Genomic DNA, 26379 nt, shown 5'->3' on the forward strand with positions numbered 1-26379 from the left:
AGCGGGGCATTATAATGACTCGTTAACACGCTTACGATTTCTGGAAGTCTCATGTCAGATCCCACCATGCTTTCCACGCCTGCTGAACGGCAGCAGACACTCAACAGCATTTATCGCTACGTTGCCTATCTCTTCTTTATTGCTCTCATCTGTCAATGCATGTACTGGGATGCACTGCCCAAAGCGCTTGATGATCAGTTCACCGAAGCCTCCTTTGCCGAAATTTCCCAGAGCGTCATGCTGGTCCTCAGTCTGGTGCTGCTGTGGAAGACTCGTGCCATGGGAATCTACCGCCACGGTACCGTGCTGATGTTTGCCTTTTTGCTGGCATCACTGATTCGTGAACAGGATTTCCTGTTTGACCGCGTGTTCGATGGGCTGTGGCAGTGGCTGGTGACACTGGTGCTGGTGCCGGCCATCGTATATCTGGTACGACATCGTCTGCGTGTACTGGATGAATGCTGTCGTTATATGCAGCAGATGTCCTTCGGGCTTTTTTTGAGCGGTATGCTGACGCTTTACGTCTTCTCGCGCCTGATGGGACGCGGCATCTTCTGGGAAGCCATCATGAAGGCGCAGTACATTTATGAGATCAAGTCCACGGTAGAAGAGGGTATCGAGACGCTGGGCTATGCGCTCATGCTGCTGGCCATTTTCGAGCTGTGGCTGTGGGCACGCAGACAGGTCCTGTCGCGCACCTGACCCGCCTGCTGGACTGCAGGTAACCCGTCATGGAAATTGCCATGAAAAAGGCCCCATCCGAAGATGGGGCCTTTTGGTATGGCAGGAACTGCTGCTTACTTCGGCAGCATGCTGCGCAGCACGTAGTGGAGAATCCCGCCGTGACGGTAGTACTCCAGCTCGTTGACGGTATCGATACGGCAAAGCGCGTCGAGGTCTTTGGTGCTGCCATCGGCAAAGGTGATGGAGACCTTCACGCTGGCACCTGGTGTCAGATCGCTCAGACCCGAGATGCTGATGGTCTCGTCACCGGTCATGCCCAGCGAGTTGCGATCTTCACCTTCCGGGAACTGCAACGGCAGAACGCCCATGCCGATCAGGTTGGAGCGGTGAATACGCTCGTAGGATTCGGCGATGACGGCGCGCACGCCCAGCAGGCGCGTGCCCTTGGCAGCCCAGTCACGCGAGGAGCCCGTGCCGTACTCCTTGCCGGCGATCACGACCAACGGCGTGCCTTCCTCGGCATACTTCATGGCGGCGTCATAAATCGCCATCTGCTCGCCGCTGGGGACGTAGCGGGTCATGCCGCCTTCAACGCCGTCGAGCATCTCGTTGCGGATACGCACGTTGGCAAAGGTGCCGCGCATCATCACTTCGTGGTTGCCACGACGCGAGCCGTAGGAGTTGAAGTCCTTGACCTCGACACCGTGCTCCTGCAGATAGCGGCCTGCGGGGCTGTCGGGCTTGATGGAGCCGGCCGGAGAGATGTGGTCGGTGGTGACCGAATCTCCAAGCTTGGCCAGAACGCTGGCGTTTTTGACGTCCTGAATCGGCTCGGGCTCGCGACCCATGCCTTCAAAGAAGGGCGGGTGCTGGATGTAGGTGGAATCCTTCGACCATTCATAGACTTCACCCGGGGTGATGTCGATGGACTGCCAGGCTTCATCACCGTCAAAGACTTCGGCGTATTCCTTGCGATACATGTCGCTGCGAACACGCTCGACGGCCTCGGCGATCTCCTTCTGGGACGGCCAGATATCCTTGAGATAGACCGGGTTGCCGCTGCTGTCGTTGCCCAGTGGCTCCTTGGAAATATCCAGGCGTACGTTGCCGGCCAGCGCATAGGCCACGACCAGGGGCGGTGACGCCAGCCAGTTGGTCTTGACCAGCGGATGGATACGACCTTCAAAGTTACGGTTACCGGACAGGACCGAGGCAACTGTCAGGTTGTCATCCTGAATGGCTGTATCGATCTGCTCGGGCAGCGGGCCGGAGTTGCCGATGCACGTGGTGCAGCCATAGCCGACCAGGTTGAAGCCCAGCTTGTTGAGCGGCTCCTGGAACCCGGCCGTAGCCAGATAGTCGGTCACGACCTTGGAACCCGGTGCCAGCGAGGTCTTGACCCACGGCTTGCTCATCAGGCCCTTTTCGACGGCCTTCTTGGCCACCAGGCCTGCTGCCATCAGCACGCTCGGGTTGGAGGTGTTGGTGCAGGAGGTGATGGCGGCGATCACGACAGCGCCATGCTGCAGGCGGAACTTGTGCCCGCGGTGCTCAATATTGGGATCTTCGTTGAAGCTATTGTCGACAAAGGGCGCTGTATTGCCGCCTTCGCTCTGCCAGCGGCCTTCTTCCTTGGCCGGCGCATCCTTTGCCTGATCGGCCAGCAGCTTCTCGAAGGTGTTGCTCATATCGGTCAGGGCAACACGATCCTGCGGACGCTTGGGGCCGGCCAGACTCGCCTCGACGGTGTCCATGTCCAGCGACAGGGTGTCGGTGAAGATCGGCTCATGACCCGGCTCGCGCCACATGCCCTGTTCCTGGGCATAGGCTTTTACCAGTTCGATCTGCTCCTGGCTGCGACCGGTCAGCTTCATGTAGTTCAGGGTTTCATCATCGATCGGGAAGAAACCACAGGTGGCGCCGTATTCCGGGGCCATGTTGGCGATGGTGGCACGATCGGCCAGCGGCAGATCCTTGAGGCCATCCCCGTAGAATTCGACAAACTTGCCGACCACGCCCTTCTTGCGCAGCATCTGGGTAACCGTCAGTACCAGGTCGGTTGCCGTGATGCCTTCCTTGAGCTTGCCTTCAAGCTTGAAGCCAATGACTTCGGGGATCAGCATGGACACCGGCTGGCCCAGCATGGCCGCTTCGGCTTCGATACCCCCAACGCCCCAGCCCAGAACGCCCAGACCGTTGATCATGGTGGTGTGAGAGTCGGTGCCGACCAGCGTGTCGGGGAAGGCAAGGGTCTTGCCGTCTTCTTCCTTCGTCCAGACCGACTTGCCCAGGTACTCAAGGTTGACCTGGTGGCAGATGCCGGTGCCGGGGGGAACCACGCTGAAGTTGTCAAAGGCCTGCTGACCCCAGCGCAGAAACTCGTAGCGCTCGAGGTTACGCTGCATCTCGATCTTGACGTTGTCTTCAAACGCCTGCGCGTTGCCGTAGTCATCCACCATGACAGAGTGGTCAATGACCAGGTCGACCGGGGAGAGGGGGTTGATGCGGGAAGGCTTTTCACCCAGTTTGGCGACCGCGTCACGCATGGCGGCAAGGTCAACTACACCGGGGACACCTGTGAAATCCTGCATCAGGACGCGGGCCGGACGATAGCCGATCTCACGCGTGGAACGACCTTCCTTCTGCCAGTCCACCAGGGCCTGAATGTCGTCTTCAGTGGCGGTGACGCCATCCTGAAAGCGCAGCTGGTTTTCAAGCAGCACCTTCAGGGTAAAGGGCAGGCGCGTAAAATCGCCGTACTGCTCGGCTGCCTTTTTGAGACTATAGTAGTGGTAGGTGCTGTTACCGACCTTCAGCTCGCTGAGCGTGCCTTTGGTGTTATCAGGGCTCATGAGGCCTCCTCATCATCGGATTCCGGACCCGCACCATGCAGCTTGATAACCTCCGTCAGGAGAGGCGATAACGCATGGCCGGTACGCCGCATCAGGAAACGTGCTGGGTTCCCTGATGAGTATAGTAAGCATACCTGCAATATTGCTTTGCGTCGGCCTGCCTACATTGTCGACAAACTTCGTGGCGCTAGCATAACAGTTTACCGCCTGTTTCGTTCAAGTATTTCAAGGTGAAAGCCCTTCATGTGCGACCAATGGCTAATGTCATGGCAGGACAATTGCCCTTACTGCGATGCCATGAATGATATTGACATCGATACCAGTCAGGGGTCCCACAGCACCTGGATTGACTGTCAGTGGTGCTGTGCGCCCATTGCCGTCACAGTGACGATATCTCCCTTTGATGACACCCTGGAGTCGGTCATCCTCGCGCGTGATGACGAGGCCTGAACCGACCTGGGCAATGACGGCCATTGCCATCACCGATTGGCGCCAGACCGCCTGCGCACTCACAATGATGCTCATGTCTCACGATGGCGGTTCAGGCGCTGAAGCGGGCGAGGTGCAGTGTTACACTGAGCGCCATTCAATCCTTATCGATCTGTATTGAGGTATGTCATGAGTGATGCCAGCCATCATCCGCTGATTATTCTGGGTTCCGGCCCGGCCGGCTATTCCGCAGCGGTATACGCTGCACGCGCCAACCTTTCGCCGGTGCTTCTGACCGGCATGGAAATGGGGGGGCAGTTGACCACCACCACGGATGTCGACAATTGGCCGGGTGATGACGGCGGTGTACAGGGCCCTGAGCTCATGGAGCGCATGCGCCGTCATGCCGAGCGCTTTGACACCGATATTCGCATCGATCACATCAATGAAGTGACGTTGACCGAGCGCCCCTTCAGGCTGAAGGGCGACAACGGTACCTATACCTGCGACGCGCTGATTGTGGCCACTGGTGCCACCGCTCTTTATCTTGGTCTCGAGTCCGAAAACCGCTTCAAGGGGCAGGGTGTTTCTGCCTGTGCGACCTGCGATGGCTTCTTCTATCGCAACAAGGAAGTGGTCGTGGTAGGCGGTGGCAATACGGCCGTGGAAGAAGCGCTTTATCTCTCCAACATCGCATCAAAAGTGACGCTGGTTCATCGCCGCGATAGCCTTCGCGCCGAAAAGATCCTGCAGCAGAAGCTGTTTGACAAGGTTGAGAACGGCAACATGGCGATTGAATGGAATACCACGGTGGATGAGGTGCTCGGCGATGCTTCCGGCGTTACCGGTGTACGACTCAAGTCCATGACGGATGGCAGCACGCGCGAGCTTCAGGCACCCGGCCTTTTCGTGGCCATCGGGCATCGTCCCAATACGGATCTTTTCCAGGGTCAGCTCGAGATGAAGGATGGTTACATCACGGTGAAGTCAGGCCTTGAGGGCAACGCAACCGCTACCAGCATCCCGGGGGTTTTTGCCGCTGGTGATGTGGCCGATCAGATCTACCGTCAGGCCATTACTTCGGCCGGCAGCGGCTGCATGGCAGCACTCGATGCCGAACGCTATCTCGATGGGCTTGACCCGAGCGTGCCGCATGCGGCCTGGTGAGCGACCCGAACAATCATCGTGATGACAGGGGGGAAGGCTCAGGCCTTCCCCCTTTTTATGCTCGATTGTTGACGCTTGATATCCTGCCTGTCTTCAGTAATGCGGCGGCCGCTCATGGGCGCTGTCGGACTGCATGGATTCCAGGCTTTCACGCTGTTCTCCCAGACGCTGCGCCATGAGGTTGCAAAGACGCTCCAAGCGTTCAATGGTGGCGTTTTGTGCAATCAGTGTTTCATCCAGACGCTCCAGCCAATCCTCCTGCCAGGCAAGACGGCTTTCCATATCGTTAGCGCGCTCTATCACCTGCTTAAGCGTAATGTCAATGTGCATGTTAGAATCAGCTTGTTGCGGAGGTGTTTTCATGTCGTCGATCTCCGTACGTTAAACATCCGGCCTCACGGCCGGTGGCTGGGTTCGCCTGTCCGTGAATAAAGGGCATCACGGGAACACACGGGAGGCGAACGGTGCACGTAAACAATCCGATAAACGTTTAAAACAGAGTATCGTCATGAGTGCAAAAACCATCTGGCGCTGTACCATTATCAGCCTGCTGCTGGCGCTTTTGACGCCGGTACTGGCAGGTTTTCTTGTCTATCTTGCAAGCCCTGTTGCCATTGACAATATGGCCATGGAGCCGGGTCTTGTTGTCATCTGGGCGCTGTCTGCCGTGGCAGCCTTCATTGCTCTTGAGGCCGCCACATTAATGATGCATGTGCTGACACCGACGCTGTCCAATGTGGTGGAAGTTGAAAAGGACGATCGCGAAATCGGGGTGGTCAAGTGGTTCAATGTCAACAAGGGCTACGGCTTTATTACCCGTGACGGTGGCGAGGACGTCTTCGTTCATTTTCGTGCCATTCGTGGCAAGGGACACCGTACGCTCGCCGAGGGGCAACGGGTACGTTATTACTCCATCCAGAACGAGCGTGGCCTGCAGGCCGAGGATGTGACTGTCATTACCTGACGGGCATCATTCATTCGTGAATCCGTGCAATACACCATGAAAACGCCCCGCAAAACGGGGCGTTTTTTATCATGCTGGATGCTTGAAACGTCAGGACGGCGTCATTTTTTGGTGTCCTGAAGGCCGGCGTCAGGCCAGTGGATCACGCCTTCGCTGCCATCGCACAGTACCTGGAAAAAGCGGTCGGGATCATCACCGGGCTGCCAGCCGCCCAACGAGCAGCGCACTTCACATTCAAGGGCCTGACTGGCTGCTCGGGCACAGTCGACATCCCTGGGCCAGGGCGTGGTATCACTGTCAAGCCAGAGACTGGCCAGCCGGTCTGCAGCATTTTCCACCAGCAGAACCGGCAGGCGCTGACCCTTGAAGACAGGGGCTGCCCGCCATTGCTGTTTGCCGGCACGTTCAAGCGTGACGTCAGTGCCCAGCGCTTCGGAAAGCCACTGCGAGATACGCCCGGCGTCATTGCAGGCAAGGTAAACCTCGATGTCTGGATAGTGCTCCATGGGATTATCGCAGCAGCCGGTCAAGGGTGGATTCAAGGGCCTGACGCATCAGGTCAAGGTCCGTGGCAAGAATGCGCTCATCGCGCTGATGGATGGTGGCATTGCGCGGACCAAACTCGATGGTCTGCGGCCCCAGTGTCGCAATAAAGCGGGCATCGGAGGTACCACCGCCAGTGGAGAGTCGGGGATGTGTCCCCGTGATGTCAAAAAGTGCTGTACTGACAGCCTCGGTCAGCTCGCCCGGTACGGTCATGAAGGGCTCACCGGAGAGTTGCCAGTCGATGTGCCAGTCCAGTTCATGTGCGTCAAGCAGCGCCTCGATGCGCGTCTGCAGCGCCTGCGCCGTGACTTCGGTGGAAAAGCGCAGGTTGAAGGTCACCTCCAGCTCGCCTGGAATGACATTGTTGGCGCCGGTGCCGCCATGAATATTGGAAATCTGAAAGCTGGTCGGCGGGAAAAAATCGTTGCCGCTGTCCCAGTGCTCGGCGACCAGCGCATCAAGTGCCGGCATGGCCTGATGAATGGGATTGCGTGCCAGCTGGGGGTAGGCGACATGGCCCTGTACGCCCTGAATACGCAATACGCCGTTGAGCGAGCCGCGTCGACCGTTCTTGATGACATCACCAAAGCGCGCCTCGGAGGAAGGCTCGCCGACGATGCAGTAATCGATGGGCTCACTGCGAGCACGCAGGATTTCAACCACGGCGCGGGTGCCGTCCCGGGCCGGACCCTCTTCATCGCTGGTCAACAGAAAGGCAATCCGCCCCGGATGATCGGGACGTGCGCTCACGAAACGCTCGACAGCGGTGACCATGGCGGCCAGTGACCCCTTCATGTCGGCAGCCCCGCGCCCGCGCAGGTAGCCGTCATCATCGATACAGGGGGAGAAGGGCGGTGTCTGCCACAGATGTTCAGGACCTGTTGGCACGACATCGGTGTGGCCTGCCAGCACCAGTGTGGGCCCGCCGTGACCGCGCACGGCCCAGAGATTGCGCACCTCGCCCTGATCCATCCACTCCAGATGGAAGCCCAGCGACGCCAGACGCTCGCCGATCAGGGTCTGACAGCCGGCATCCTCGGGTGTGACCGAAGCTCTTGAAAGCAGATCAAGGGCCAGCGTCAGCGTCTCACTGGGTGTCTGAGTGTTGGCGGGGGCGTTGTCGAAAACCTTGTGCATGAATCTCATTCGTTCAACGGGCGCTCATGAGAACGCCCGGATGTATGGACAGCGCTGGCAGCGTCTTAGTTATGAGCGTGCAGGGCGTCGTTGAGTGCGATGGCGCTGCGGTTGGTGCGACATTCCAGACGGCCTGTCTGCGAATTGCGCAGAAACAGCAGATCACTCTGACCGGCCAGCTGGCGTGCTGCGACAGTGTCTACCAGTTCGCCCTGGTCGTCGAGAACGGCCACCTTGGCGCCTGCGGTAATGTAGAGACCGGCTTCTACCGTGCAGCGATCGCCCAGCGGAATGCCAATACCGGCGTTGGCACCGATCAGGCAATTTTCGCCGGTGCCGATGACGATGTTGCCACCACCGGAAAGCGTTCCCATGGTCGAGGCGCCGCCGCCCAGGTCAGAGCCACTGCCCAGCATGACGCCGGCCGAGATGCGGCCTTCCACCATGCCCGGACCTTCGGTGCCGGCATTGAAGTTGCAAAAGCCTTCATGCATGACGGTCGTGCCTTCGCCGAGATAAGCGCCCAGACGAACACGTGCCGTGTCGGCAATGCGCACACCCTTTGGCACTACGTAGTCGGTCATTTTCGGGAACTTGTCGACACAGTCGATCGAGAGAGCCCGACCTTCAAGACGCGCCTTCAGGCGACGATCGTTGAGTTCCTCGATATCGATGGCACCTTCGCTGCTCCAGGCGATGTTTTTCAAAAGACCGAACATGCCATCCAGCTTGAGACCGTGGGGCTTCACCAGGCGATGTGACAGCAGGTGCAGCTTGAGATACACCTCGGGCACGCTTTCCGGGGCGCGATCCTCTTCCAGAAATACGGCCACCAGCGGGCGACGGCTGTCCGCCATGGCGCGGGCGATATCGGCCTGCGCTTCATTGCCGGCGTGGCTCAGGGCCTCAGCCAGGCTTTCGCAGTGCTCGGGTAGAAAGCTTACGGCCACGTTGCCTTCCGGTGCACCCAGCGTGCTGCGCACGGTGTCGACAAGTGCACGGTCCGGCGTATGAAGCGGGGCGGGGTAGTAGACTTCGAGCCAGTCGCCCTGACGGTTCTGGGTGCCGATACCCAGTGCAAAACTCAGCATGAAAAACTCCTTGAATAAAAGGGTATGGGGTCAGGCCGACCAGTCATCGGCGGCCTTGCCCACCAGCACCCGGGTGCCGGTGTCGAGAATGGGACGCTGGATCAGGCTCGGATGTGCCTTGATCAAAGCCATGGCGCGCGTCTGATCCAGATCGCTGCGCTCGGCATCATCCAGGCCGCGCCAGGTGGTGCTGCGGCGGTTGAGCAGCGTGGACCATTCAACGTGTGCCAGAAAATGCTGAAGTGCCTCTTCCAGCCCGCCCTGATCGGCCAGACGTCGCAGGTCGAGCATCTCGACGCTGTGACCTTCGGCCTCGAGCCGACGGCGAGTGCGCCGGCAGCGGTCACAGTTGGAAAGGCCATAAAGCTTCAGCATGAGTATTGTCTCTCGTGACGCATTGGGCGGCGATTATAGGCGCCCTGTATGGCGAGGCTCAAATCGGGAAAGGCTCTGCTATCAAAAGCCAGCGCCTATCCGTTTCCAGCACCTGCCCGATTGTGGAAAGAACAGGGACTATGGGTTGGTCGAGATGCCGGCCTCGACGTCCAATACGTCACGCAGACGCTCGCTCAGCGCCTTTTGAAGTTCGGGGTCTGTCAGCGGCGCACCCTGTGTATTGGTAATGAAGAAAACGTCCTCGACCCGCTCGCCCAGGGTGGCAATCTTGGCCCCGGACAGGGCGATATCAAAGCTCATGAAGATTTGCCCCACGCGCGCCAGCAGTCCCGGGCGGTCGGCGGCGATCAGTTCCAGCACGGTGCGCTGGTTGGTCTCGTCCTGTTCGATGAGTACCCGGGTCGGCACGCGAAAGTGCTTGAGCTGGCGCGAGGTATGGCGCTTGACGATGCGCGGGTAATCGTCAGGGTCGTCGAGCTCCTCGATCAGATGCGCCTGGATCTCCTTGAGTCGGGCCGGGTCGCGGATGGCCTGGCCATCACTGTCGAGCAGAATGAAGGTATTGAGTGTCCAGTCATTGCTTGAAGTGGCGATACGGGCATCGTGAATGGACAGACCCAGTTGATCGATGGCGGCGGCCGTGGCAGCAAACAGATTGTTGACCGAGCGGGTGTGAATAAAGACCTTGGTGCCGCCGTCGGTCATGTCCTCGGTCGGCGCGCTGATCAGGATCAGGGGCATGAACTCGGGACCGGCCTGCAGGATGGCCTGGGTATGCCAGACGATTTCACTGGCACTGTACTGCAGGAAGTAGTCATCCCCCAGCGTCTCCCAGAGGGCATCCACGGCCAGACATTCACCGCCCATGCACTGGGTCAGGGCGCGGGCTTCCTCGCGGGTTTCCTCGATCCACTCCTGACGGTCCAGCGGGTTTTCAAGGCCGCGTCGCAGTACTCGTCGTGTCTCGTTGTGCAGCTGACGCAACAGCGCAGCGCGCCAGCTGTTCCAGAGTGTGGGGTTGGTGGCGTTGATGTCGGCCACTGTCAACAGGTAGAGATAGTCGAGATGCACCTCATCGTGAACGATGGCGGCAAATTCGCGGATGACTTCCGGGTCACTGATGTCACGCTTTTGCGCGGTCGTGGACATCAAGAGATGATGCTCGATCAGCCAGCTGACCAGATGCGTGTCACGGCGCGGTACACCGTGGCGACTGCAAAAGCCCTGCACGTCCCGGGCGCCCAGGGTGGAGTGATCGCCGCCACGGCCCTTGGCAATATCGTGATAAAGCCCGGCGATCCACAGGAGTTCCAGCTTGGGCACGCGCGCTATCAGCGTGGCGCACAGAGGATACTCCTCGCGCCCTTCGCGGGTGCGAAAGCGCTGGATGACGTCCAGCACGCGCAGGGTATGGGCATCCACCGTGTAGATGTGGAAAAGATCGTGCTGCATCAGGCCAATGATGTGGCCAAAGCGCGGCAGATACTTGCCCAGAATGCCGTAGCGCGCCATGCGGCCCAGTTCGCGTGACACCATGCCCCCGCCGCGCAGAAGCTCCAGAAACAGGCCGCGGTTGCGCAGGTCAGCCCGAAAGCCGTTGTCGATCAGGTGGCGATGGTCCCGGATGGCGCGAATGGTGGCTGCCCGTACGCCTTCGATGTCAGGATGCTGAGCCAGCAGGACAAACATCTCGATCAGGGCAGAAGGGCGACGCTTGAAAACGTGAGGGCCACGAATGCGCAGATAGCGTCCGTGCAGTTCGAAACGGTTGTTGAGCGGTACGATCCCGGGCTCATGATCATGCTGGAGAACGTTTTCCTCGAAGTTCTGGATCAGCATGTCATTAAGCTCGACCAGCGCGGTCACCACGCGGTAATAGCGGCGCATGAACTCTTCAACACCCAGTCGGCCGGGCGTGTCGTGATAGCCAAAGAGTGCTGCGATGGCGCGCTGATGATCAAACAGCAATCTGTCTTCGGCACGTTCATTGATCATGTGCAGGGCGTAGCGCACCTGCCACAAAAAGGCGCGGCTCTGACTGGCAATGCGAAGATCGGCATCCGTCATGAAGCCGTTTTGTACCAGTACCTCGATGATATTGGTGCCGAAATGGCGCTTGGCCACCCAGGTCACGGTCTGAATGTCACGAAGCCCGCCGGGTGAGCTTTTGATATTGGGCTCAAGATGATGCTCTGAGTTGTTAAAGCGCTGATGGCGCGCCTTCTGCTCTGCAAGCTTGGCCTGAAAAAAGGCGTCACTGTTCCAGATGTCAGGCTGATCCAGCCGCTCTCGCATGCGCGCTAAAAGCCGATCGGCGCCTGCGATCGTGCGCGTTTCCAGCAGATTGGTAATGACGGTCACATCATCGCGCGCTTCGCGTTCACAGTCTGCAAGCGAGCGGACGCTATGGCCGATATCCAGCCCGATGTCCCACAGCATTGTGATAAAACCGGTCAGCGGCTCACGGTAGGGCGTGTCGTCATCACCCTCCAGCAGAATCATCAGATCAATGTCCGAGTGCGGATGCAGTTCCCCACGACCGTAACCGCCCACCGCGATCAGGGCGATGCCGTCATCACACCAGTCAAGGCGTGACCACAAAAGCGCCAGAAGCTGGTCGATACACCAGGCCCTGCCGAGCACCAGATCGCGAATGTCGGCACCGCTTTTGAAGCGCTCGTCCAGGCGGCGTCGAATATCGCCCAGCACCTCCCGTATGGCGGCGATGGGGGAGGCGTCCCGGTCAAGGCGCGCCTTCAGGGATTCGATGTCGATCAGGGTGGTGTCCGGAGTGAACCGATAGTGGTGCAGCAGCATGGGCCATTACCCTGGTGGCAGTGAGCGGCAGCATTCGCCATGGGCCTGCCGGTGGCAGGCCGGAGAGAGCATGAAGACGCCCGGGTCAGCCTTTCAGAAACCCGAGGTCCTCATCGTGGCGTACCGTGGTGGCTTCCACCCCATCCGCCGTGATGATCAGGGTGTGCTCCCACTGGGCAGAGAGGCTCTTGTCACGAGTGACGGCGGTCCAGCCATCCTTGAGTACCCGGGTCTGCCAGTCGCCGGCATTGATCATCGGCTCAACGGTCAGGCACATGCCTTCCTTGAGCTCGGCATCGTTGTGCTCATTGTAGCCATCGTAATGCAGCACCTGCGGGTCTTCATGGAAGCTGCGGCCGATGCCGTGGCCGCAGAAATCACGTACCACGCTGTAGCCGTTGTCATTGGCATGTCTTTCAATAACGCGGCCGATATTGGACAGCCACACGCCCGGGCGCATGATTTTCATGGCCTCATACAGGCACTCCTGTGCCACGCGGGACAGGCGTTCGCCCTTGATGTTGTCTCCCACCACAAACATGCGGCTGGTATCGCCGTAGTAGCCATCCTTGATGATAGTGACATCGATATTGAAGATGTCGCCCTTCTTGAGCTTCTTGCCAAAATCGGGAATGCCGTGGCAGACCACATGGTTGAGCGAGATACAGGTGGCGTGCTGATAGCCGTGATAGCCGATGGTGGCCGAGATCGATGCGATGTCGTTTTCAATGTAGTGCTGACACAGGCGATCGATTTCACCGGTGGAAATGCCCGGGCGGATGTGGTCCTCGATCATCTCCAGTACGCTGGCGGCCAGGCGGCCCGCGATGCGCAGCTTGTCGATATCTTCGGCACTATGGATGGGGATGTTCATGGCGACTCGTGGTAAGCGAAATGGGAAGCCGTACGCACACATGGGATCAACATCGGCGCGCAGACGGGGCAGTGATCAGCAAGGTTCGGCTTCATCTTGACAGCGTTATATGGTATAAAGCCGCGCGTTTTCCTGCAATCCATGTCCCGGTATGACAGACTTGTATCGTGGATGGGCGATACCGGAAAGCGTTTGAACCATCACAGAGACCACACATGTACCGACACATGGTCCCGGGTGCCGTGAAAACGGTCGGACCCATGGGGTACGTGGAGGCTTAACCCGATACTCAGGAGAGTCATCATGTCAGTCAATATGCGTGACCTGCTCAAGGCAGGTGCCCACTTCGGTCACCAGACCCGTTACTGGAACCCGAAGATGAGCAAATACATCTTCGGTGCTCGTAACAAGATTCACATCATCAACCTCGAACATACGCTGCCGGCACTCAACGAAGCCGTCTCCGTGGTCGAGCGTCTGTCTGCCAACAACAACAAGATCATGTTTGTTGGCACCAAGCGCGCTGCAGCCAAGATCATCGCCGAAGAAGCGACTCGCGTGGGTCAGCCCTTCGTGAATCATCGCTGGCTGGGTGGCATGCTGACGAACTTCAAGACCATTCGTCAGTCCATCAAGCGCCTGCGCGAACTCGAAGCCATGCATGAAGATGGCACCTTCGAGAAGCTGACCAAGAAGGAAGTCCTGATGGCCACGCGCGAGCAGGAAAAGCTCGAGCGCTCCATCGGTGGTATCAAGGACATGGGCGGCCTGCCGGACGTTTTGTTCGTGGTTGACGTTGATCACGAGCGTATCGCGATCAACGAAGCCAACAAGCTGGGTATCCCGGTCATCGGTGTTGTGGATTCCAACTCCGATCCGGACGGTGTCGACTACATCATCCCCGGCAACGACGACTCCATTCGCGCCATCCAGATTTATGTACAGGCGATCGCCAATGCCTGTGCCAAGTCGAAGGAAGGCAGCGGCGACGAGTTCGTTGAAGTCGACGAAGCGGCTGAAGCTGCTTCCGAGTAATGTCACCAGTACCGGCAGTCGAGTTCGCTGCCGGTGTCTGTGAATGACAGTGCAAAAGGGGGCTCAAGGGCCCCTTTTTTTGAGGCAGCAGAACGTGGCGGTAACGCTTCGACCGTCTGTCTTGCTACTGTCATTGAGTAATGCTACCGATTTTTCTTCTCGTTCCGGCGTGTCCGGAACCGAATACATGATTCAACAGAGGTTCATGACATGGCAGCTATCAGCGCATCTCTGGTCAAGGAACTACGCGATCGCACCGGGCTTGGCATGATGGAGTGCAAGAAGGCACTCTCCGAGTCCGGCGGCGATATCGAAGCCGCGATCGACAATCTGCGCAAGAATGCAGGTCTGAAGTCCGCCAAGAAGGCAGGCCGTGTGGCTGCGGAAGGCGCTGTTCTGACTCGCGTTTCCGACGATGGCAAGCTGGGCGTCATGCTTGAAGTCAACTCCGAGACCGATTTCGTGTCGCGTGATGACAACTTCAAGAATTTCGCCAACGAAGTCATCAACAAGGCGCTTACCGTGCGCTCTGATGACGTTGCCGTCATCATGGAAGGCGAGCTGGAAGATGCCCGTGCACAGCTGGTTCAAAAGATCGGCGAGAACATCTCCGTGCGTCGCGCCATTCTGGTCGAAGCACCGGAAGGCGGCAGTCTGGGTGCCTACGTCCATGGCGATCGTATCGGCGCCATCACGCTGCTCAACGGCGGCAATCAGGACGTCGCGCGCGACATCGCCATGCACGTGGCCGCGATCAACCCGTCTGTTTCCCATCCGGAAAAGATGGCTCAGGAAGAACTGGATCGTGAAAAGGCCGTGATTCTGGCGCAGCCTGACATGGCCGGCAAGCCTGCCGAAATCGCCGAAAAGATGGTGCAGGGTCGTCTGAAGAAGTACCTTTCCGAAAACAGTCTGATCAACCAGCCTTTCGTCAAGGATCAGAATGTGACCGTGGCCGAATACGCCAAGCAGGCGGGCGCTGAAGTTGTTAGCTTTGTGCGCTTTGAAGTCGGCGAAGGTATCGAGAAGGAAGAAGTCGACTTCGCCAAGGAAGTCATGGAGCAGGCGCGCCGCAGCTGATCGGGCGTGTCGCTTCCCCGTCTGCCGTCGCCATCGGCGGCAGGCGTTTTGAAGGCGTGCGTTCGCGCACGCCTTCGCGTATCTGCTCAGGTCTGGCGACTGCCGTCATGACCGGCAATACACATCACGTTTTCTCCCCTCGGGCCATCAGGAGGATGTCACATGCCCCCCAATACTGAACGTAGCGCCAAGTACAAGCGTATTCTGCTCAAGCTCTCAGGTGAGGCGCTGACAGGCGAACAGGACTTCGGTATTGATCCAAAGGTACTGGATCGCATGGCGCTCGAGATCGGCCAGCTGGTGGGCATTGGTGTCCAGGTGGGTATCGTGATCGGCGGTGGTAACCTGTTTCGCGGTGCAGCACTGCATGAAGCCGGCATGGACCGGGTCACCGGTGACCACATGGGCATGCTGGCCACGGTCATGAATGCGTTGGCCATGCGTGACGCGCTGGAGCGCGCCAACATCCGTTCGCGTGTCATGTCTGCCATCCCCATGAGCGGTGTGGTCGAGCATTATGATCGCCGTACGGCCATTCGCTACCTGACCTCCGGTGATGTCGTCATTTTCTCGGCAGGTACCGGTAATCCCTTCTTTACGACTGATAGTGCTGCCTGCCTGCGCGGTATCGAGATCGATGCCAACGTGGTCATCAAGGCCACCAAGGTTGATGGTGTCTACGACAAGGACCCCGTCAAGCATCCCGAAGCCGCCAAGTACGAGCGACTCAGCTACGATGATGTTCTCGATCAGAAGCTTGGCGTCATGGATTTGACCGCCATCTGCCTGGTGCGTGACCATGACATGCCGGTTCGCGTCTTTGACATGACGCGCCATGGCGCACTATTGAATCTTGTCATGGGTGGTCGTGAAGGCACTATCGTCGATAACGGCCCGGTGGAACAAAAAGGCTGAGCAGAGGATTTATAAAGTGATCAACGAGATCCAGAAAGACGCCGAAAGCCGCATGCAGAAAAGCGTTGAATCGCTGCAGTCGACCTTTGGCAAGATTCGTACCGGACGTGCACATCCCAGTATTCTCGATGCCGTGCGCGTTGAGTATTACGGTTCGGAAATGCCGCTGTCCCAGGTGGCCAATGTCAATGTCGAGGATGCCCGGACACTGGCAGTGGTGCCGTGGGAAAAGACCATGGTGCCCAAGGTGGAAAAGGCCATCATGACGGCAGATCTGGGCCTGAATCCCTCCACGGCAGGCTCTGTCATTCGCGTGCCGATGCCCGCGCTGACCGAAGAAACCCGCAAGGGCTATACGAAGCAGGCTCGCGCCGAGGCCGAGCATGCACGTGTTGCCGTGCGCAATATTCGTCGCGATGCCAATGGCGATCTGAAATCCCTTCTCAAGCAGAAGGAAATTTCGGAAGATGAAGAGCGCCAGGCGCAGGATGGCATTCAGAAGCTGACAGACCGCTTCATTGCCGAGATCGACAAGTCGCTTGAGCAAAAGGAAAGCGATCTGATGCAGGTCTGAGGTCCGGGCCCGAAACCATCCGACTCAGGGCACGGCGCTTTTGCCGTGCCTGCAGTGAGAAGTCATGACGCCTGACAAGTTTTCAAACATGCCTCGGCATGTGGCTATCATCATGGACGGCAATAATCGCTGGGCCAAGGCCCGGGGGCTGTCCGGCGTACGCGGTCACCATGCCGGGGTAGAGTCGGTCAGGGCCGTGATCAAGCGTGCGGCCGAGCATCATCTGGAGGCCGTGACGCTGTTTGCCTTTTCCAGTGAGAACTGGAAGCGTCCGGCGCAGGAGGTCAGCGCCCTGATGGAGCTTTTCATCATGGCGCTCAAGCGTGAAGTATCCCGGCTGCACAAGAACGGTATTCGTCTGTGTATCATCGGTGACCGTTCAAGGCTCTCGTCATCGCTTAATCGTGCCATTGAGCGTGCCGAGCATCTCACGCGTCACAACCAGGGTCTGAGATTGATCATTGCGGTCAACTATGGCGGTCGCTGGGATATTACCTGCGCCGCGCAGCGATTGGCGCGTCAGGTGGAAGCCGGTCAGCTGGCAGCGGATGATATCGACGAGACGCTTTTTGATCGCGAGATGGCCGCCACCGAAGTGCCGGAAGTGGATCTTTGTATTCGCACCAGCGGTGAGCAGCGCATCAGTAATTTTCTTCTCTGGCAGATGGCCTATGCAGAATTTTACTTTTCACCGCTTTACTGGCCCGATTTTGATGCCGATGCCTTTGATGAGGCGCTGGGCGTTTATTCGGGTCGCAAGCGACGTTTCGGCATGACCGACGAACAGATCGAGGTTCAGGGTGCTTAAACAACGGGTGTTGACAGCGCTGGCCATTGGGCCCACGTCACTGATACTGCTTTTTGTGCTGGGCGGCGGCTGGTTTGCCACTTTCGTGGGGCTGCTGGTCGCAGGCTCTGCCTGGGAGTGGTCCAATCTTTCCGGTGGCGAGAGTCTCAAGGACCGAGCCCTGTTTACGATCACGGTGATCGCCCTGATGGCGCTGGGCTGGTCGTCCGGTCTGGCCCTGCAGACCTGGCCGCTCTGGATTGCACTGGCAGGCTGGCTGCTCTGTCTGTACTGGGTGGTCAGCTATCCTCAACAGGTTGATCAATGGCAGAGCCGTGGTGTGCGCTATGCCATGGGGCTCTGGGCACTGCTGCCTTGCTGGGTGGGTCTGCTGCTGCTGCGGGAGTCGCCGATCTGGCTCCTGTACGTGTTGTTTGTAGTCTGGGGTGCTGATATTGCAGCCTATTTTGCCGGACGTGCCTTTGGCAATCGCAAGCTGGCGCCCAACGTTAGCCCGGGCAAATCATGGGCAGGCGTTTATGGGGCGCTGGCAGGCACGGCCTTTCTGGCGCTGCTCATGGCGCTGTGGCAGGGCATGGGTCCGGGGCAGGTCCTGCTGCTGATCATTATTACTGCCATCGTGACGGCCGCCTCGGTGCTGGGCGATCTCAATGAGAGCATGCTCAAGCGCTATCGCGGTATCAAGGACTCCGGCAATCTGCTGCCGGGTCACGGCGGGCTGCTGGACAGGATCGACAGCCTGACGGCCGCCATTCCTCTTTTTGCCCTGCTGGCGCCCTGGATCGGTTAAACGGCGCCAGACCTGCCCGCTGCTGTCTGTCCTGAGACAGCAGCCTTGAATTTACTTCACATCCTGTTCGCTTTCGGGGAAACCGCCATGCAGACCATAACCCTTCTGGGCGCTACCGGTTCAGTAGGGGCCAGCACGCTCGATATCGTCGCACGCCACCCTGATCGCTACCGTTTTCATGCCCTGACGGCACACTCAAGCATTGAAAGTCTGCTGTCGCTATGCCTGCAGCATCGTCCGGCCTTTGCAGTCGTCGGCTACGAAAATGATGCCCTTCATCTGGCTGAGCAGCTGCGCGAGCACGGTGTTGACACCCAGGTTCGCTGGGGTGAGGCAGCGCTGTGTGATGTGGCTGCCGAGGCCGAGGTTGTTGTCGCAGCCATCGTGGGGGCTGCTGGTCTGTTGCCCACGCTTGCAGCGGTTCGTGCAGGACGACGCATTCTGTTGGCCAACAAGGAAGCGCTGGTCATGAGCGGGGCGCTGTTCATGCGTGAGGTGGCGCGTTCCGGTGCTGTACTTTTACCGCTGGATTCCGAGCACAATGCCATCTTTCAGTGTCTGCCGCGTGAGCATCGCGGCGGACTTGAGCGTCATGGCATTACCCGACTGCTGCTGACTGCCTCCGGCGGCCCCTTTCGTGAGCATGATGTTCAGGCCCTGGCTCAGGTGACGCCAGAGCAGGCCTGCGCCCACCCCAACTGGTCCATGGGGCGCAAGATATCGGTTGATAGTGCCACGCTGATGAACAAGGGACTTGAGCTGATTGAAGCCTGCTGGCTGTTTGATGCCACACCCGATCAGATCGATGTGGTCGTCCATCCACAAAGTGTGATTCATTCGATGGCGGCCTACAGCGATGGTTCGGTACTGGCGCAGCTGGGTAATCCGGACATGCGTACACCGATTGCACACGCCCTGGCGTGGCCCGAGCGTATCGATGCCGGCGTGGCACCGCTGGACCTTTTCGCCGTGGCGCGCCTTGATTTTCAAACACCTGATACCGAACGCTTCCCCTGTCTGCGTCTGGCACGAGAGGCGATGGTGGCTGGTGGGACGGCGCCGGCCGTGCTCAATGCGGCCAATGAGATTGCCGTGGAGGCCTTCCTGGCAGGCAACATCGGGTTTACCGATATCGCGGTGGTGGTAGAAACCGTCATGGGACGCATTGAAACCCGCAGCGCCGATGAGCTTGAGATCATCTGGGCCCATGACCGTCTGGCCCGTCATGAGGCACAGAACGTTATCAATGCAATGTCCATGACGGCAGCCGGAGGATAACCATGGGTATCCTGCAAAATATTCTGGCAGTGATCGTGGTTCTGGGGCTTTTGATCACGATTCATGAGTTCGGTCATTTCTGGGTGGCACGGCGCTGCGGCATTCGTGTGCTGCGCTTTTCGGTAGGGTTTGGCAAGCCGCTGATCTCTCGGGTGGATCGCCACGGTACTGAATTTGCCCTGGCAGCCATTCCGTTGGGTGGCTACGTCAGGATGCTCGATGAACGTGAAGGTCCCGTGGCAGCGTCCGAGCAGCATCTGGCATTCAATCGTCAGCATGTCCTCAAGCGCATTGCCGTGGTAGCTGCAGGGCCGCTGGCCAATTTCATTCTGGCGGTGGCGGCCTACTGGCTCATGTTCATGGTCGGCACCACCGCCATTGTGCCCATGGTGGGTGAGGTCAGTCCGGACTCACCGGCAGCGCGCGGCGGTCTGCAAAGTGGTCAGGAGATCGTGTCCATTCAGGGGCGTCAGACGCCGGACTGGAGTGGGGTCAACCTGGCGCTGGTGGCCGAAATCGGTACCAGCGGCTACCTGAAGGTGTCGACACGAGACGCACAGGGACGACTTGAGGAGCATCAGCTGCCGGTTGAGCGTTTCATGGCGCGCCAGGATCCGCCCGAACCGCTGGGAACGCTTGGATTTACGCCCTGGCGCCCGGCGGTTGCCCCTGTCATCGGGCAGGTCCTTGACGATAGCCCGGCCGCAAGAGGCGGGCTCCAGTCAGGGGATCGCATCAAGGCAGTCGATGGACAGCCGGTATCACAGTGGGAGGCGCTGGTCTCCCGGGTACAGCAATCTGCCGGTACACCGCTTGAAATGCGCATAGAGCGCGACGGTCGCGACATGATGCTGACGATTACGCCCGAGACACGCCAGCAGGATGGGGTTGCGACCGGCTTCATGGGCGCCGGCGTGGGCAGCGTCAGCTGGCCATCCGAGTATCAGCGCACGCTGTCATGGGGGCCGCTGGGCGCCATGGGGCAGGCGTTTTCGCGTACCGGTGAGATGACATCGCTGACCATTGGCTCCATTGGCAAGATGATTACCGGCCTGATTTCACCTTCCAATCTTTCCGGACCTATCACGATTGCCCGCGTGGCAGGTGATTCGGCGCGCTCAGGGTTTGAAACCTTTATCAGTTTTCTGGCCTACCTCTCCATCAGTCTCGGGGTGTTGAACCTGTTGCCAGTGCCGGTGCTGGATGGCGGCCATCTGGTGTATTACATCATTGAACTTGTGCGCGGACGTCCGGTCTCTGATCGGGTGCAGGCGTTTGGGTTACGCATCGGCATGGCCCTGGTTGCCTCGCTGATGCTGATGGCGTTTTATTTTGACATCATGCGTCTTTGACAGCCTCGTGGCTGTCAGGGAGCATTCATTACAAATTCTGTACCGAGCCCGGGACGTCCGTGCTTGTCAGGGTGGTGGGGTTGTGTATAAGGTGCCTGTTCCCGTCAGGGTGGTTGACGACTACTGCTGGCGTCCATGGAGTGTCATACTTGCCTTCCCGCTCGGAGCATCAATGTCGGTAAACGAAACGGTTTCCCTTTTGTCTGACCATACCAGGGCATTGGCATGAACCTCGAGCACAAGCGGGCCCCGAGTGGGCGGAATTCTGTAACAAGCGAAATGACGGCATGAAGATTAGAACTACAGGTTGGGCGGTGTTGTTACTGGGCGCCTCCCAGGCGGCGTTTGCCGTGTCTTTCGAGGTTTCCGATATTCGCGTGGAAGGGTTGCAGCGTGTTTCTGCGGGGACCGTATTCAATGCGTTGCCCATTTCCGCTCACGATACTGTCGACGATGCATCGATCTCCAATGCCGGCAGAGCGCTTTTCAGCACGGGTCTTTTTGATGATGTGCAATTGGGCCGGGACGGCGACGTTCTGGTCATTGATGTTGATGAACGGCCTTCCATCGCCACCATCAACATCAAAGGTAACTCCAAGATTCCCGAAGATCAGCTCAGAAAGGGCTTGAGTGATGCAGGCCTGGCCGAAGGTCAGGTGCTTCAGCGCTCAACGCTTGAAGAAATGCAGCGAGAGCTGGAGCGGGTCTATCAGGGGCAGGGGCGTTACAGCGCCAGTATTTCGACCTCGGTTCACGAGCGTGACCAGAACCGCGTGCAGGTTGATATCGATATCAACGAAGGCAACGTGGCGCGCATTAAGCAGATCAATATCGTGGGTAACCATGACTTTGACGACGAAACCCTGCAGGGACAGTTTGAGCTCGAGGATCGCCCGGGCTGGTTCTTTGGCTGGTTCTCGTCCGATCAGTATTCCCGAGAGCAGCTGCAGGGGGATCTGGACCGGTTGCGCTCATGGTATCTGGATCGTGGCTACGTCAATTTCTCCATCGACTCCACCCAGGTATCGATCAGCCCTGACAAGTCCTCCATCTATGTCACGGTCAATATCGATGAAGGCCAGCGCTACCGCTTTGGCGATATCAACTTCGCCGGCAACATCGAAATGTCCGATGAGGAGGCGCGTAGTCTGGTTCAGGCCAAAAGCGGCGAGATATTCTCCCAGTCGGACCTGACGGCCTCTTCAGAGGCGCTTCGCAAGGCGCTCGGTGCGCAGGGTTTTGCCTTTGCCCGTATCGAAGCCGTACCCAATATTCATGAAAACGACGATCGGGTCGACGTGACCTTCAACGTTGATCCGGGTCGGCGTGCCTATGTCCGTCGCGTCAACTTCCGTGGTAATACCACCACCGCCGATGAAGTGCTGCGTCGTGAAATGACCCAGCTGGAAGGGGCGCCGGCCTCCACTGACGCCATCAGCGACTCTCAGGCACGTCTTGAGCGTCTGGGCTTTTTCCGTCAGGTCGAGGTCAATACCCAGCCGGTCGCCGATACGCCCGACCAGCTGGATGTGACCTATAACGTTGAAGAGCAGCCCTCGGGCAGTATTTCGGCAAGCCTTGGTTTCGCCCAGTCCGAAGGTATTATCTATGGTGCCTCGCTGTCCCAGCGCAACTTCCTGGGTACGGGCAACCGCGTGGATATCGGCGCACAAACCAGCAAGTACTACAAGAACCTGCGTTTCAGCTATACCGACCCCTACTGGACGCTGGATGGTATTTCACGCGGCTACAACCTGTATTACCGCTCGACGGACTATAAGGATTCCGATATTTCAACCTACTCGACCGATGCCATCGGTGGTGGGGTGAACTTTGGTTATCCGATCAGTGACCTGTCTCGTCTGAACTTTGGCCTTAATCTTGAGACGCTCAAGGTCAAGGATTATGACGACTCTCCTTCTGAGATCGTTCAGTTCGTCAACGATGAAGGCAAGGATTTCAACACCTACAGCCTGACGGCCGGCTGGACACGCAACAATCTCAACCGTGGCGTATTGCCTACGGCGGGCAGCTATCAGAACGCTTCCGTCGAAACGGCCGGTGGCGATGCGCAGTTCTACAAGCTGCGCTATCAGGGCCAGAAACTCTTCCCGATCAAGACCGAAGAGTGGGCGCTCAAGTTCCGCTCGGAGCTGGGGTATGCCGACAGCTTTGGCGGTACCGACAATCTGCCGTTTTACGAGAACTTCTACTCGGGCGGTCTGGGTTCCGTGCGCGGTTTCCGCAGCAACACGCTGGGTCAGCGTACGACCGAACGCAATCGGGGTGATGATGATACGCTGGGCGGGAACATTCTGGTGGAAGGGTCAGCCGAGCTGATCTTCCCAACGCCCTTTATCGAGGATCATCGTCAGGTACAGACCTCGTTTTTCATCGATGCCGGTAATACCTTCCTGAGTGATTGCTACCCCGTTGAGTCGGGTCGTACTTCCCAGTGCAGCTCCGGTGTTGACCTGGGTGATCTTCGTTATAGCGCTGGCCTTGGGCTTTCCTGGCTGACACCGGTGGGCCCGCTGACCTTCTCGGTAGCACGTCCCATCAATAAAAAGGATGACGACGATACCCAGTTCTTCCAGTTTTCGCTGGGCCAGACCTTCTGATCATTGGCCATTGCGTTACAATGATACGAATTTCAGGAGTTGAGTAATGCGTAAGTGGATGCTGGCTCTGGCGATGACCGGGGCGATGGGAACGGCTGCGGGAGCTGCGCAGGCCAACGAAGTGGCAGTACTGGACTGGCAGCAGGCCCTGCTGGAAACCAATTCGGCCCAGCAGTCGATGAATCAGCTCAAGAATCAGCTGGGTAGTCAGCAGCAGCAGGTCAGGGCGCTGGGCGAGGAAGTTCAGAAGCTCCAGCAGCGCCTGCAAAGCGATGGCGACGTCATGTCCGACAGCGAGCGGCAAAACGTCATGCAACAGCTGCGTCAGAAGGGCGGTCAGTTCCAGCAACAGCGCGGTCAGCTTGAACAAAAGCGTGCCGAGCAGGAGCAGGCCTTCCTGAAGCAGGCGCGTCCCAAGCTCGATCGCGCCATCGAACAGGTGGTCAAGCGTCACAACGTGGATGTGCTGGTCGATCGTAACAGCGTGATTTATGCAGGTGATGCGCTGGATCTGACCCAGGAAGTGACCAAAACCTTCAACTCGCTCAACTGAAGGCGCGCGTCGCTCCACCAAGATGACAAGATATTCAAGTCAAGGTTATACACTCGCCGATCTGGCCCAGCGTCTGGGCGCCACTCTTCATGGGGATGGCAATGTGCGTGTTGAGGGGCTGTCGACGCTGATCGATGCCGGGCCCACGGATATTGCCTTTCTGGCCAACCGTGCCTATTTGAAGGATCTGGCGAGCACGCATGCCGCTGCTGTCATGCTGCATCCGGATCTGGTATCCCAGTGTCCCGTACCAGCACTGGCCATCGATAACCCCTATCTGGGGTATGCGCATCTCTCACGCTGCTTTGCACCGTTGCTGCCCAGCCAGAGCGGTGGCATCCATCCTACGGCCGTGATCGATGACAGTGCACAGCTGGGCAGCGATGTTACCGTGGCGGCGCATGCCGTGATCGGTGCCGGTGTTACGCTGGGTGATCGGGTAACGATCGGCGCTAATAGCGTTATCGGTGAGTACTGTGCGGTCGGGGATGACAGCCTGATCCATTCAGGCGTCACGCTCTATCACGGTGTCATTGTCGGTGCGCGCGCCATTATTCACGGTGGCGCCGTTATCGGTGGCGATGGCTTTGGCTTTGCCCATGATGGCAGTCGCTGGCACAAGATCGAACAGCTCGGCGGCGTGATCCTGGGCGATGACGTTGAGGTCGGCAGCTGCACCAGCATTGATCGCGGCGCGCTTGATGACACCGTCATCGGCAACGATGTCAAGATCGACTCACAGGTACAGATTGCCCATAACGTGCATATCGGCGATCACAGTGCACTGGCAGGCTGTGTCGGCATCGCCGGCTCCACGCATGTCGGTCGTCATTGTCAGCTCGGTGGCGGGGTTGGTCTCGCCGGTCATCTGACGCTCTGCGATGGTGTGAATGTGACCGGCATGAGTCTTGTCACCAATTCCATCGATGAGCCCGGCGTCTATTCCTCGGGTACCGGCTCAATGCCCAACGCGCTGTGGCGCAAGAATGCCGTGCGCTTTAAACAGCTCGATCAGCTGGCCAGAAGAATTACCCGTCTTGAACGCCAGAGCGAGGGTGAATAAGCGCTCTCAAACCGCTGGCACAAGTGGTTTTCCATTGCTGTCGAGGCAGCAAACATCATCATGGTCGGCCATGCGGCCGCCAGTCATATGCCTGCCGGATTGGCAGGCATTTCGTTATTGTCAGAGGTTGTGAGCCCATGGTCATGGATATCAACGAGATCCAGGAATATCTCCCCCATCGTTACCCGTTTTTGCTCGTGGATCGCGTTACTGCGCTGGAGCTGGGCGAGTGTATTACGGCCTGCAAGAATGTCAGCTACAACGAGCCCTTCTTTCAGGGGCATTTCCCTGGCCATCCCATCATGCCGGGCGTTCTGATCATTGAGGCACTGGCACAGGCAGCCGGTATTCTCGGCTTCAAGACCGTCGACAAACGCCCTGCCGATGGCTACATCTATTATTATGTTGGCAGTGATAATGTTCGTCTCAAGCGCCCGGTCTTTCCGGGAGATCAGTTGACGCTGGAAGCACGCATGCTCAAGGCGCGCCGCGGCATCTGGAAGTTCGCCTGTCGCGCGCACGTCAATGGTGAAGTGGTTTGTGAAGCCGATATCATCTGTGCCGAGAGGAAAGTCTCTTGATCCATCCATCTGCCATCATCGATCCTGCCGCACGGCTGGCTGACGATGTCGAGGTCGGCCCGTTCAGTGTGATCGGTGCTGATGTCGAGATCGGCGCCGGCAGTGTCATCGGGCCGCATGTGGTGGTCAGAGGGCCCACCACCATGGGACGCAATAATCGCGTCTACCAGTTTGCGACCATCGGTGAAGACTGTCAGGACAAGAAGTATCGTGGTGAACCCACACGCCTTGAAATTGGCGATAACAATATCTTTCGTGAAGGCGTGACCGTTCACCGGGGGACCGTGCAGGACCAGGGCGTTACCCGTATCGGCAGTGGCGGACTGTTCATGGCTTACGCCCATGTTGCCCATGACTGCGTATTGGGTGACAACGTGATCCTTGCCAACCAGGCGACTCTGGGTGGGCACGTTCATATTGGTGACAATGTGATTCTGGGTGGCCTGTCTGCCGTTCACCAGTTCTGTCATGTGGGCACCTACGCCATGTGCGGAGGCGGTTCCATCATTACCAAGGATATTGCCGCCTTTGTCATGGTGACCGGCAATCCGGCAGCCACGCATGGACTCAATGCCGAGGGCATCAAGCGCCGTGGCTTTGACAGTGACGTGATCAGTGAGCTGCGTCGTGCCTACAAGCTGGTGTTTCGCAGTCAGCAGACCCTGGCTCAGGCGCTTGAAGCGCTGGATCAGCAGGAAAATCGCAGTGCCTGGCTCAATGTCTTTATCGATTCGCTGAAAAGCTCATCGCGTGGCCTGACGCGCTGATGGCG

25 protein-coding genes are annotated in these 26379 nt (G+C 58.5%); 17 read left to right on the forward strand and 8 right to left on the reverse strand.

Translation table 11 applies throughout. From position 1 onward, the window contains the following. Positions 1-51 precede the first annotated feature (51 nt). The gene (locus tag IE123_RS11330) at positions 52-702 is read left to right on the forward strand and encodes a hypothetical protein (protein WP_189518281.1); all 651 of its coding nucleotides are present in this window, start codon (positions 52-54) and stop codon (positions 700-702) included. A 95-nt stretch (positions 703-797) separates the two neighbouring features. Here the strand turns inward: IE123_RS11330 and acnA are convergent, their stop codons facing one another. Beyond that, a complete protein-coding gene (gene acnA / locus IE123_RS11335) occupies positions 798-3536 on the reverse strand; it encodes an aconitate hydratase AcnA (RefSeq protein WP_189518282.1) in 2739 nt (912 codons plus the stop codon). Positions 3537-3797: 261 nt separating this feature from the next. On the opposite strand from acnA, the gene IE123_RS11340 reads away from it, so the two are divergent. Then, entirely contained in the window at positions 3798-3986 is a 189-nt protein-coding gene (locus IE123_RS11340; RefSeq protein WP_308430227.1) for a zinc ribbon domain-containing protein, read from the forward strand. Positions 3987-4154: 168 nt separating this feature from the next. Continuing rightward, a complete protein-coding gene (trxB, locus tag IE123_RS11345; RefSeq protein WP_189518286.1) occupies positions 4155-5132 on the forward strand; it encodes a thioredoxin-disulfide reductase in 978 nt (325 codons plus the stop codon). A 93-nt stretch (positions 5133-5225) separates the two neighbouring features. Here the strand turns inward: trxB and IE123_RS11350 are convergent, their stop codons facing one another. After that, complete coding sequence (locus IE123_RS11350) at positions 5226-5462, reverse strand: SlyX family protein (RefSeq protein ID WP_189518288.1); 237 nt, start codon at positions 5460-5462, stop codon at positions 5226-5228. A gap of 178 nt (positions 5463-5640) precedes the next feature. On the opposite strand from IE123_RS11350, the gene IE123_RS16290 reads away from it, so the two are divergent. Beyond that, positions 5641-6096: a cold-shock protein gene (locus tag IE123_RS16290; protein ID WP_189518290.1), complete on the forward strand. Its 456-nt coding sequence runs from the start codon at positions 5641-5643 to the stop codon at positions 6094-6096. A 101-nt stretch (positions 6097-6197) separates the two neighbouring features. Here the strand turns inward: IE123_RS16290 and IE123_RS11360 are convergent, their stop codons facing one another. The 6 genes from IE123_RS11360 to map form a co-directional block, all read right to left on the reverse strand. Continuing rightward, on the reverse strand, positions 6198-6602 hold the full coding sequence (locus IE123_RS11360) for a hypothetical protein (RefSeq protein WP_189518292.1): 405 nt from the start codon (positions 6600-6602) through the stop codon (positions 6198-6200). A gap of 4 nt (positions 6603-6606) precedes the next feature. Beyond that, a complete protein-coding gene (gene dapE / locus IE123_RS11365) occupies positions 6607-7779 on the reverse strand; it encodes a succinyl-diaminopimelate desuccinylase (RefSeq protein WP_189518294.1) in 1173 nt (390 codons plus the stop codon). 65 nt (positions 7780-7844) lie between these two features. Next, positions 7845-8870, reverse strand: a complete 1026-nt coding sequence (gene dapD / locus IE123_RS11370) for a 2,3,4,5-tetrahydropyridine-2,6-dicarboxylate N-succinyltransferase (protein WP_189518296.1) — start codon at positions 8868-8870, stop codon at positions 7845-7847. 30 nt (positions 8871-8900) lie between these two features. Then, positions 8901-9245: an ArsC/Spx/MgsR family protein gene (locus IE123_RS11375; protein ID WP_189518298.1), complete on the reverse strand. Its 345-nt coding sequence runs from the start codon at positions 9243-9245 to the stop codon at positions 8901-8903. A gap of 138 nt (positions 9246-9383) precedes the next feature. Next, positions 9384-12083 (reverse strand): [protein-PII] uridylyltransferase, encoded by a 2700-nt coding sequence (locus IE123_RS11380; protein WP_189518300.1) that lies wholly within the window; start codon positions 12081-12083, stop codon positions 9384-9386. A gap of 85 nt (positions 12084-12168) precedes the next feature. Beyond that, complete coding sequence (gene map / locus IE123_RS11385; protein ID WP_189518302.1) at positions 12169-12957, reverse strand: type I methionyl aminopeptidase; 789 nt, start codon at positions 12955-12957, stop codon at positions 12169-12171. 300 nt (positions 12958-13257) lie between these two features. Here map and rpsB point away from each other — a divergent pair, with 300 nt between their 5' ends. The 13 genes from rpsB to lpxA all read left to right on the forward strand — a co-directional run bounded on the left by rpsB (position 13258) and on the right by lpxA (position 26374). Beyond that, positions 13258-13992 carry a 30S ribosomal protein S2 gene (gene rpsB / locus IE123_RS11390; protein ID WP_189519097.1) on the forward strand — a complete coding sequence of 245 codons (735 nt, stop codon included), beginning with the start codon at positions 13258-13260 and terminating at the stop codon, positions 13990-13992. Between the two features lie 210 nt (positions 13993-14202). Beyond that, complete coding sequence (tsf, locus tag IE123_RS11395) at positions 14203-15072, forward strand: translation elongation factor Ts (protein ID WP_189518304.1); 870 nt, start codon at positions 14203-14205, stop codon at positions 15070-15072. 162 nt (positions 15073-15234) lie between these two features. Further along, the gene (gene pyrH, locus IE123_RS11400) at positions 15235-15987 is read left to right on the forward strand and encodes a UMP kinase (RefSeq protein ID WP_189518306.1); all 753 of its coding nucleotides are present in this window, start codon (positions 15235-15237) and stop codon (positions 15985-15987) included. Between the two features lie 16 nt (positions 15988-16003). Then, positions 16004-16561, forward strand: coding sequence for a ribosome recycling factor (frr, locus tag IE123_RS11405; protein WP_189518308.1), 558 nt, complete (start codon positions 16004-16006; stop codon positions 16559-16561). Positions 16562-16625: 64 nt separating this feature from the next. Continuing rightward, positions 16626-17369, forward strand: a complete 744-nt coding sequence (uppS, locus tag IE123_RS11410; RefSeq protein ID WP_189518310.1) for a polyprenyl diphosphate synthase — start codon at positions 16626-16628, stop codon at positions 17367-17369. After that, complete coding sequence (locus IE123_RS11415; protein WP_189518312.1) at positions 17362-18159, forward strand: phosphatidate cytidylyltransferase; 798 nt, start codon at positions 17362-17364, stop codon at positions 18157-18159. Before uppS ends, IE123_RS11415 begins: the two co-directional genes overlap by 8 nt. An 87-nt stretch (positions 18160-18246) precedes the next feature. Then, complete coding sequence (gene ispC / locus IE123_RS11420; RefSeq protein ID WP_189518314.1) at positions 18247-19437, forward strand: 1-deoxy-D-xylulose-5-phosphate reductoisomerase; 1191 nt, start codon at positions 18247-18249, stop codon at positions 19435-19437. Between the two features lie 2 nt (positions 19438-19439). Further along, positions 19440-20789 (forward strand): sigma E protease regulator RseP, encoded by a 1350-nt coding sequence (rseP, locus tag IE123_RS11425; protein WP_189518316.1) that lies wholly within the window; start codon positions 19440-19442, stop codon positions 20787-20789. Between the two features lie 287 nt (positions 20790-21076). Beyond that, positions 21077-23410: an outer membrane protein assembly factor BamA gene (bamA, locus tag IE123_RS11430; RefSeq protein WP_189518318.1), complete on the forward strand. Its 2334-nt coding sequence runs from the start codon at positions 21077-21079 to the stop codon at positions 23408-23410. 46 nt (positions 23411-23456) lie between these two features. Then, positions 23457-23963, forward strand: a complete 507-nt coding sequence (locus IE123_RS11435; protein ID WP_189518320.1) for an OmpH/Skp family outer membrane protein — start codon at positions 23457-23459, stop codon at positions 23961-23963. 22 nt (positions 23964-23985) lie between these two features. Further along, entirely contained in the window at positions 23986-25026 is a 1041-nt protein-coding gene (gene lpxD, locus IE123_RS11440) for a UDP-3-O-(3-hydroxymyristoyl)glucosamine N-acyltransferase (protein WP_189518322.1), read from the forward strand. Between the two features lie 137 nt (positions 25027-25163). Then, a complete protein-coding gene (fabZ, locus tag IE123_RS11445) occupies positions 25164-25607 on the forward strand; it encodes a 3-hydroxyacyl-ACP dehydratase FabZ (protein ID WP_189518324.1) in 444 nt (147 codons plus the stop codon). Continuing rightward, positions 25604-26374 carry an acyl-ACP--UDP-N-acetylglucosamine O-acyltransferase gene (gene lpxA / locus IE123_RS11450; RefSeq protein WP_189518326.1) on the forward strand — a complete coding sequence of 257 codons (771 nt, stop codon included), beginning with the start codon at positions 25604-25606 and terminating at the stop codon, positions 26372-26374. Before fabZ ends, lpxA begins: the two co-directional genes overlap by 4 nt. The last annotated feature ends 5 nt before the right edge of the window (positions 26375-26379 follow it).

Origin of the sequence: Kushneria pakistanensis (assembly GCF_014652795.1) — a bacterium.
Classification (GTDB): Bacteria; Pseudomonadota; Gammaproteobacteria; order Pseudomonadales; family Halomonadaceae; genus Kushneria; species Kushneria pakistanensis.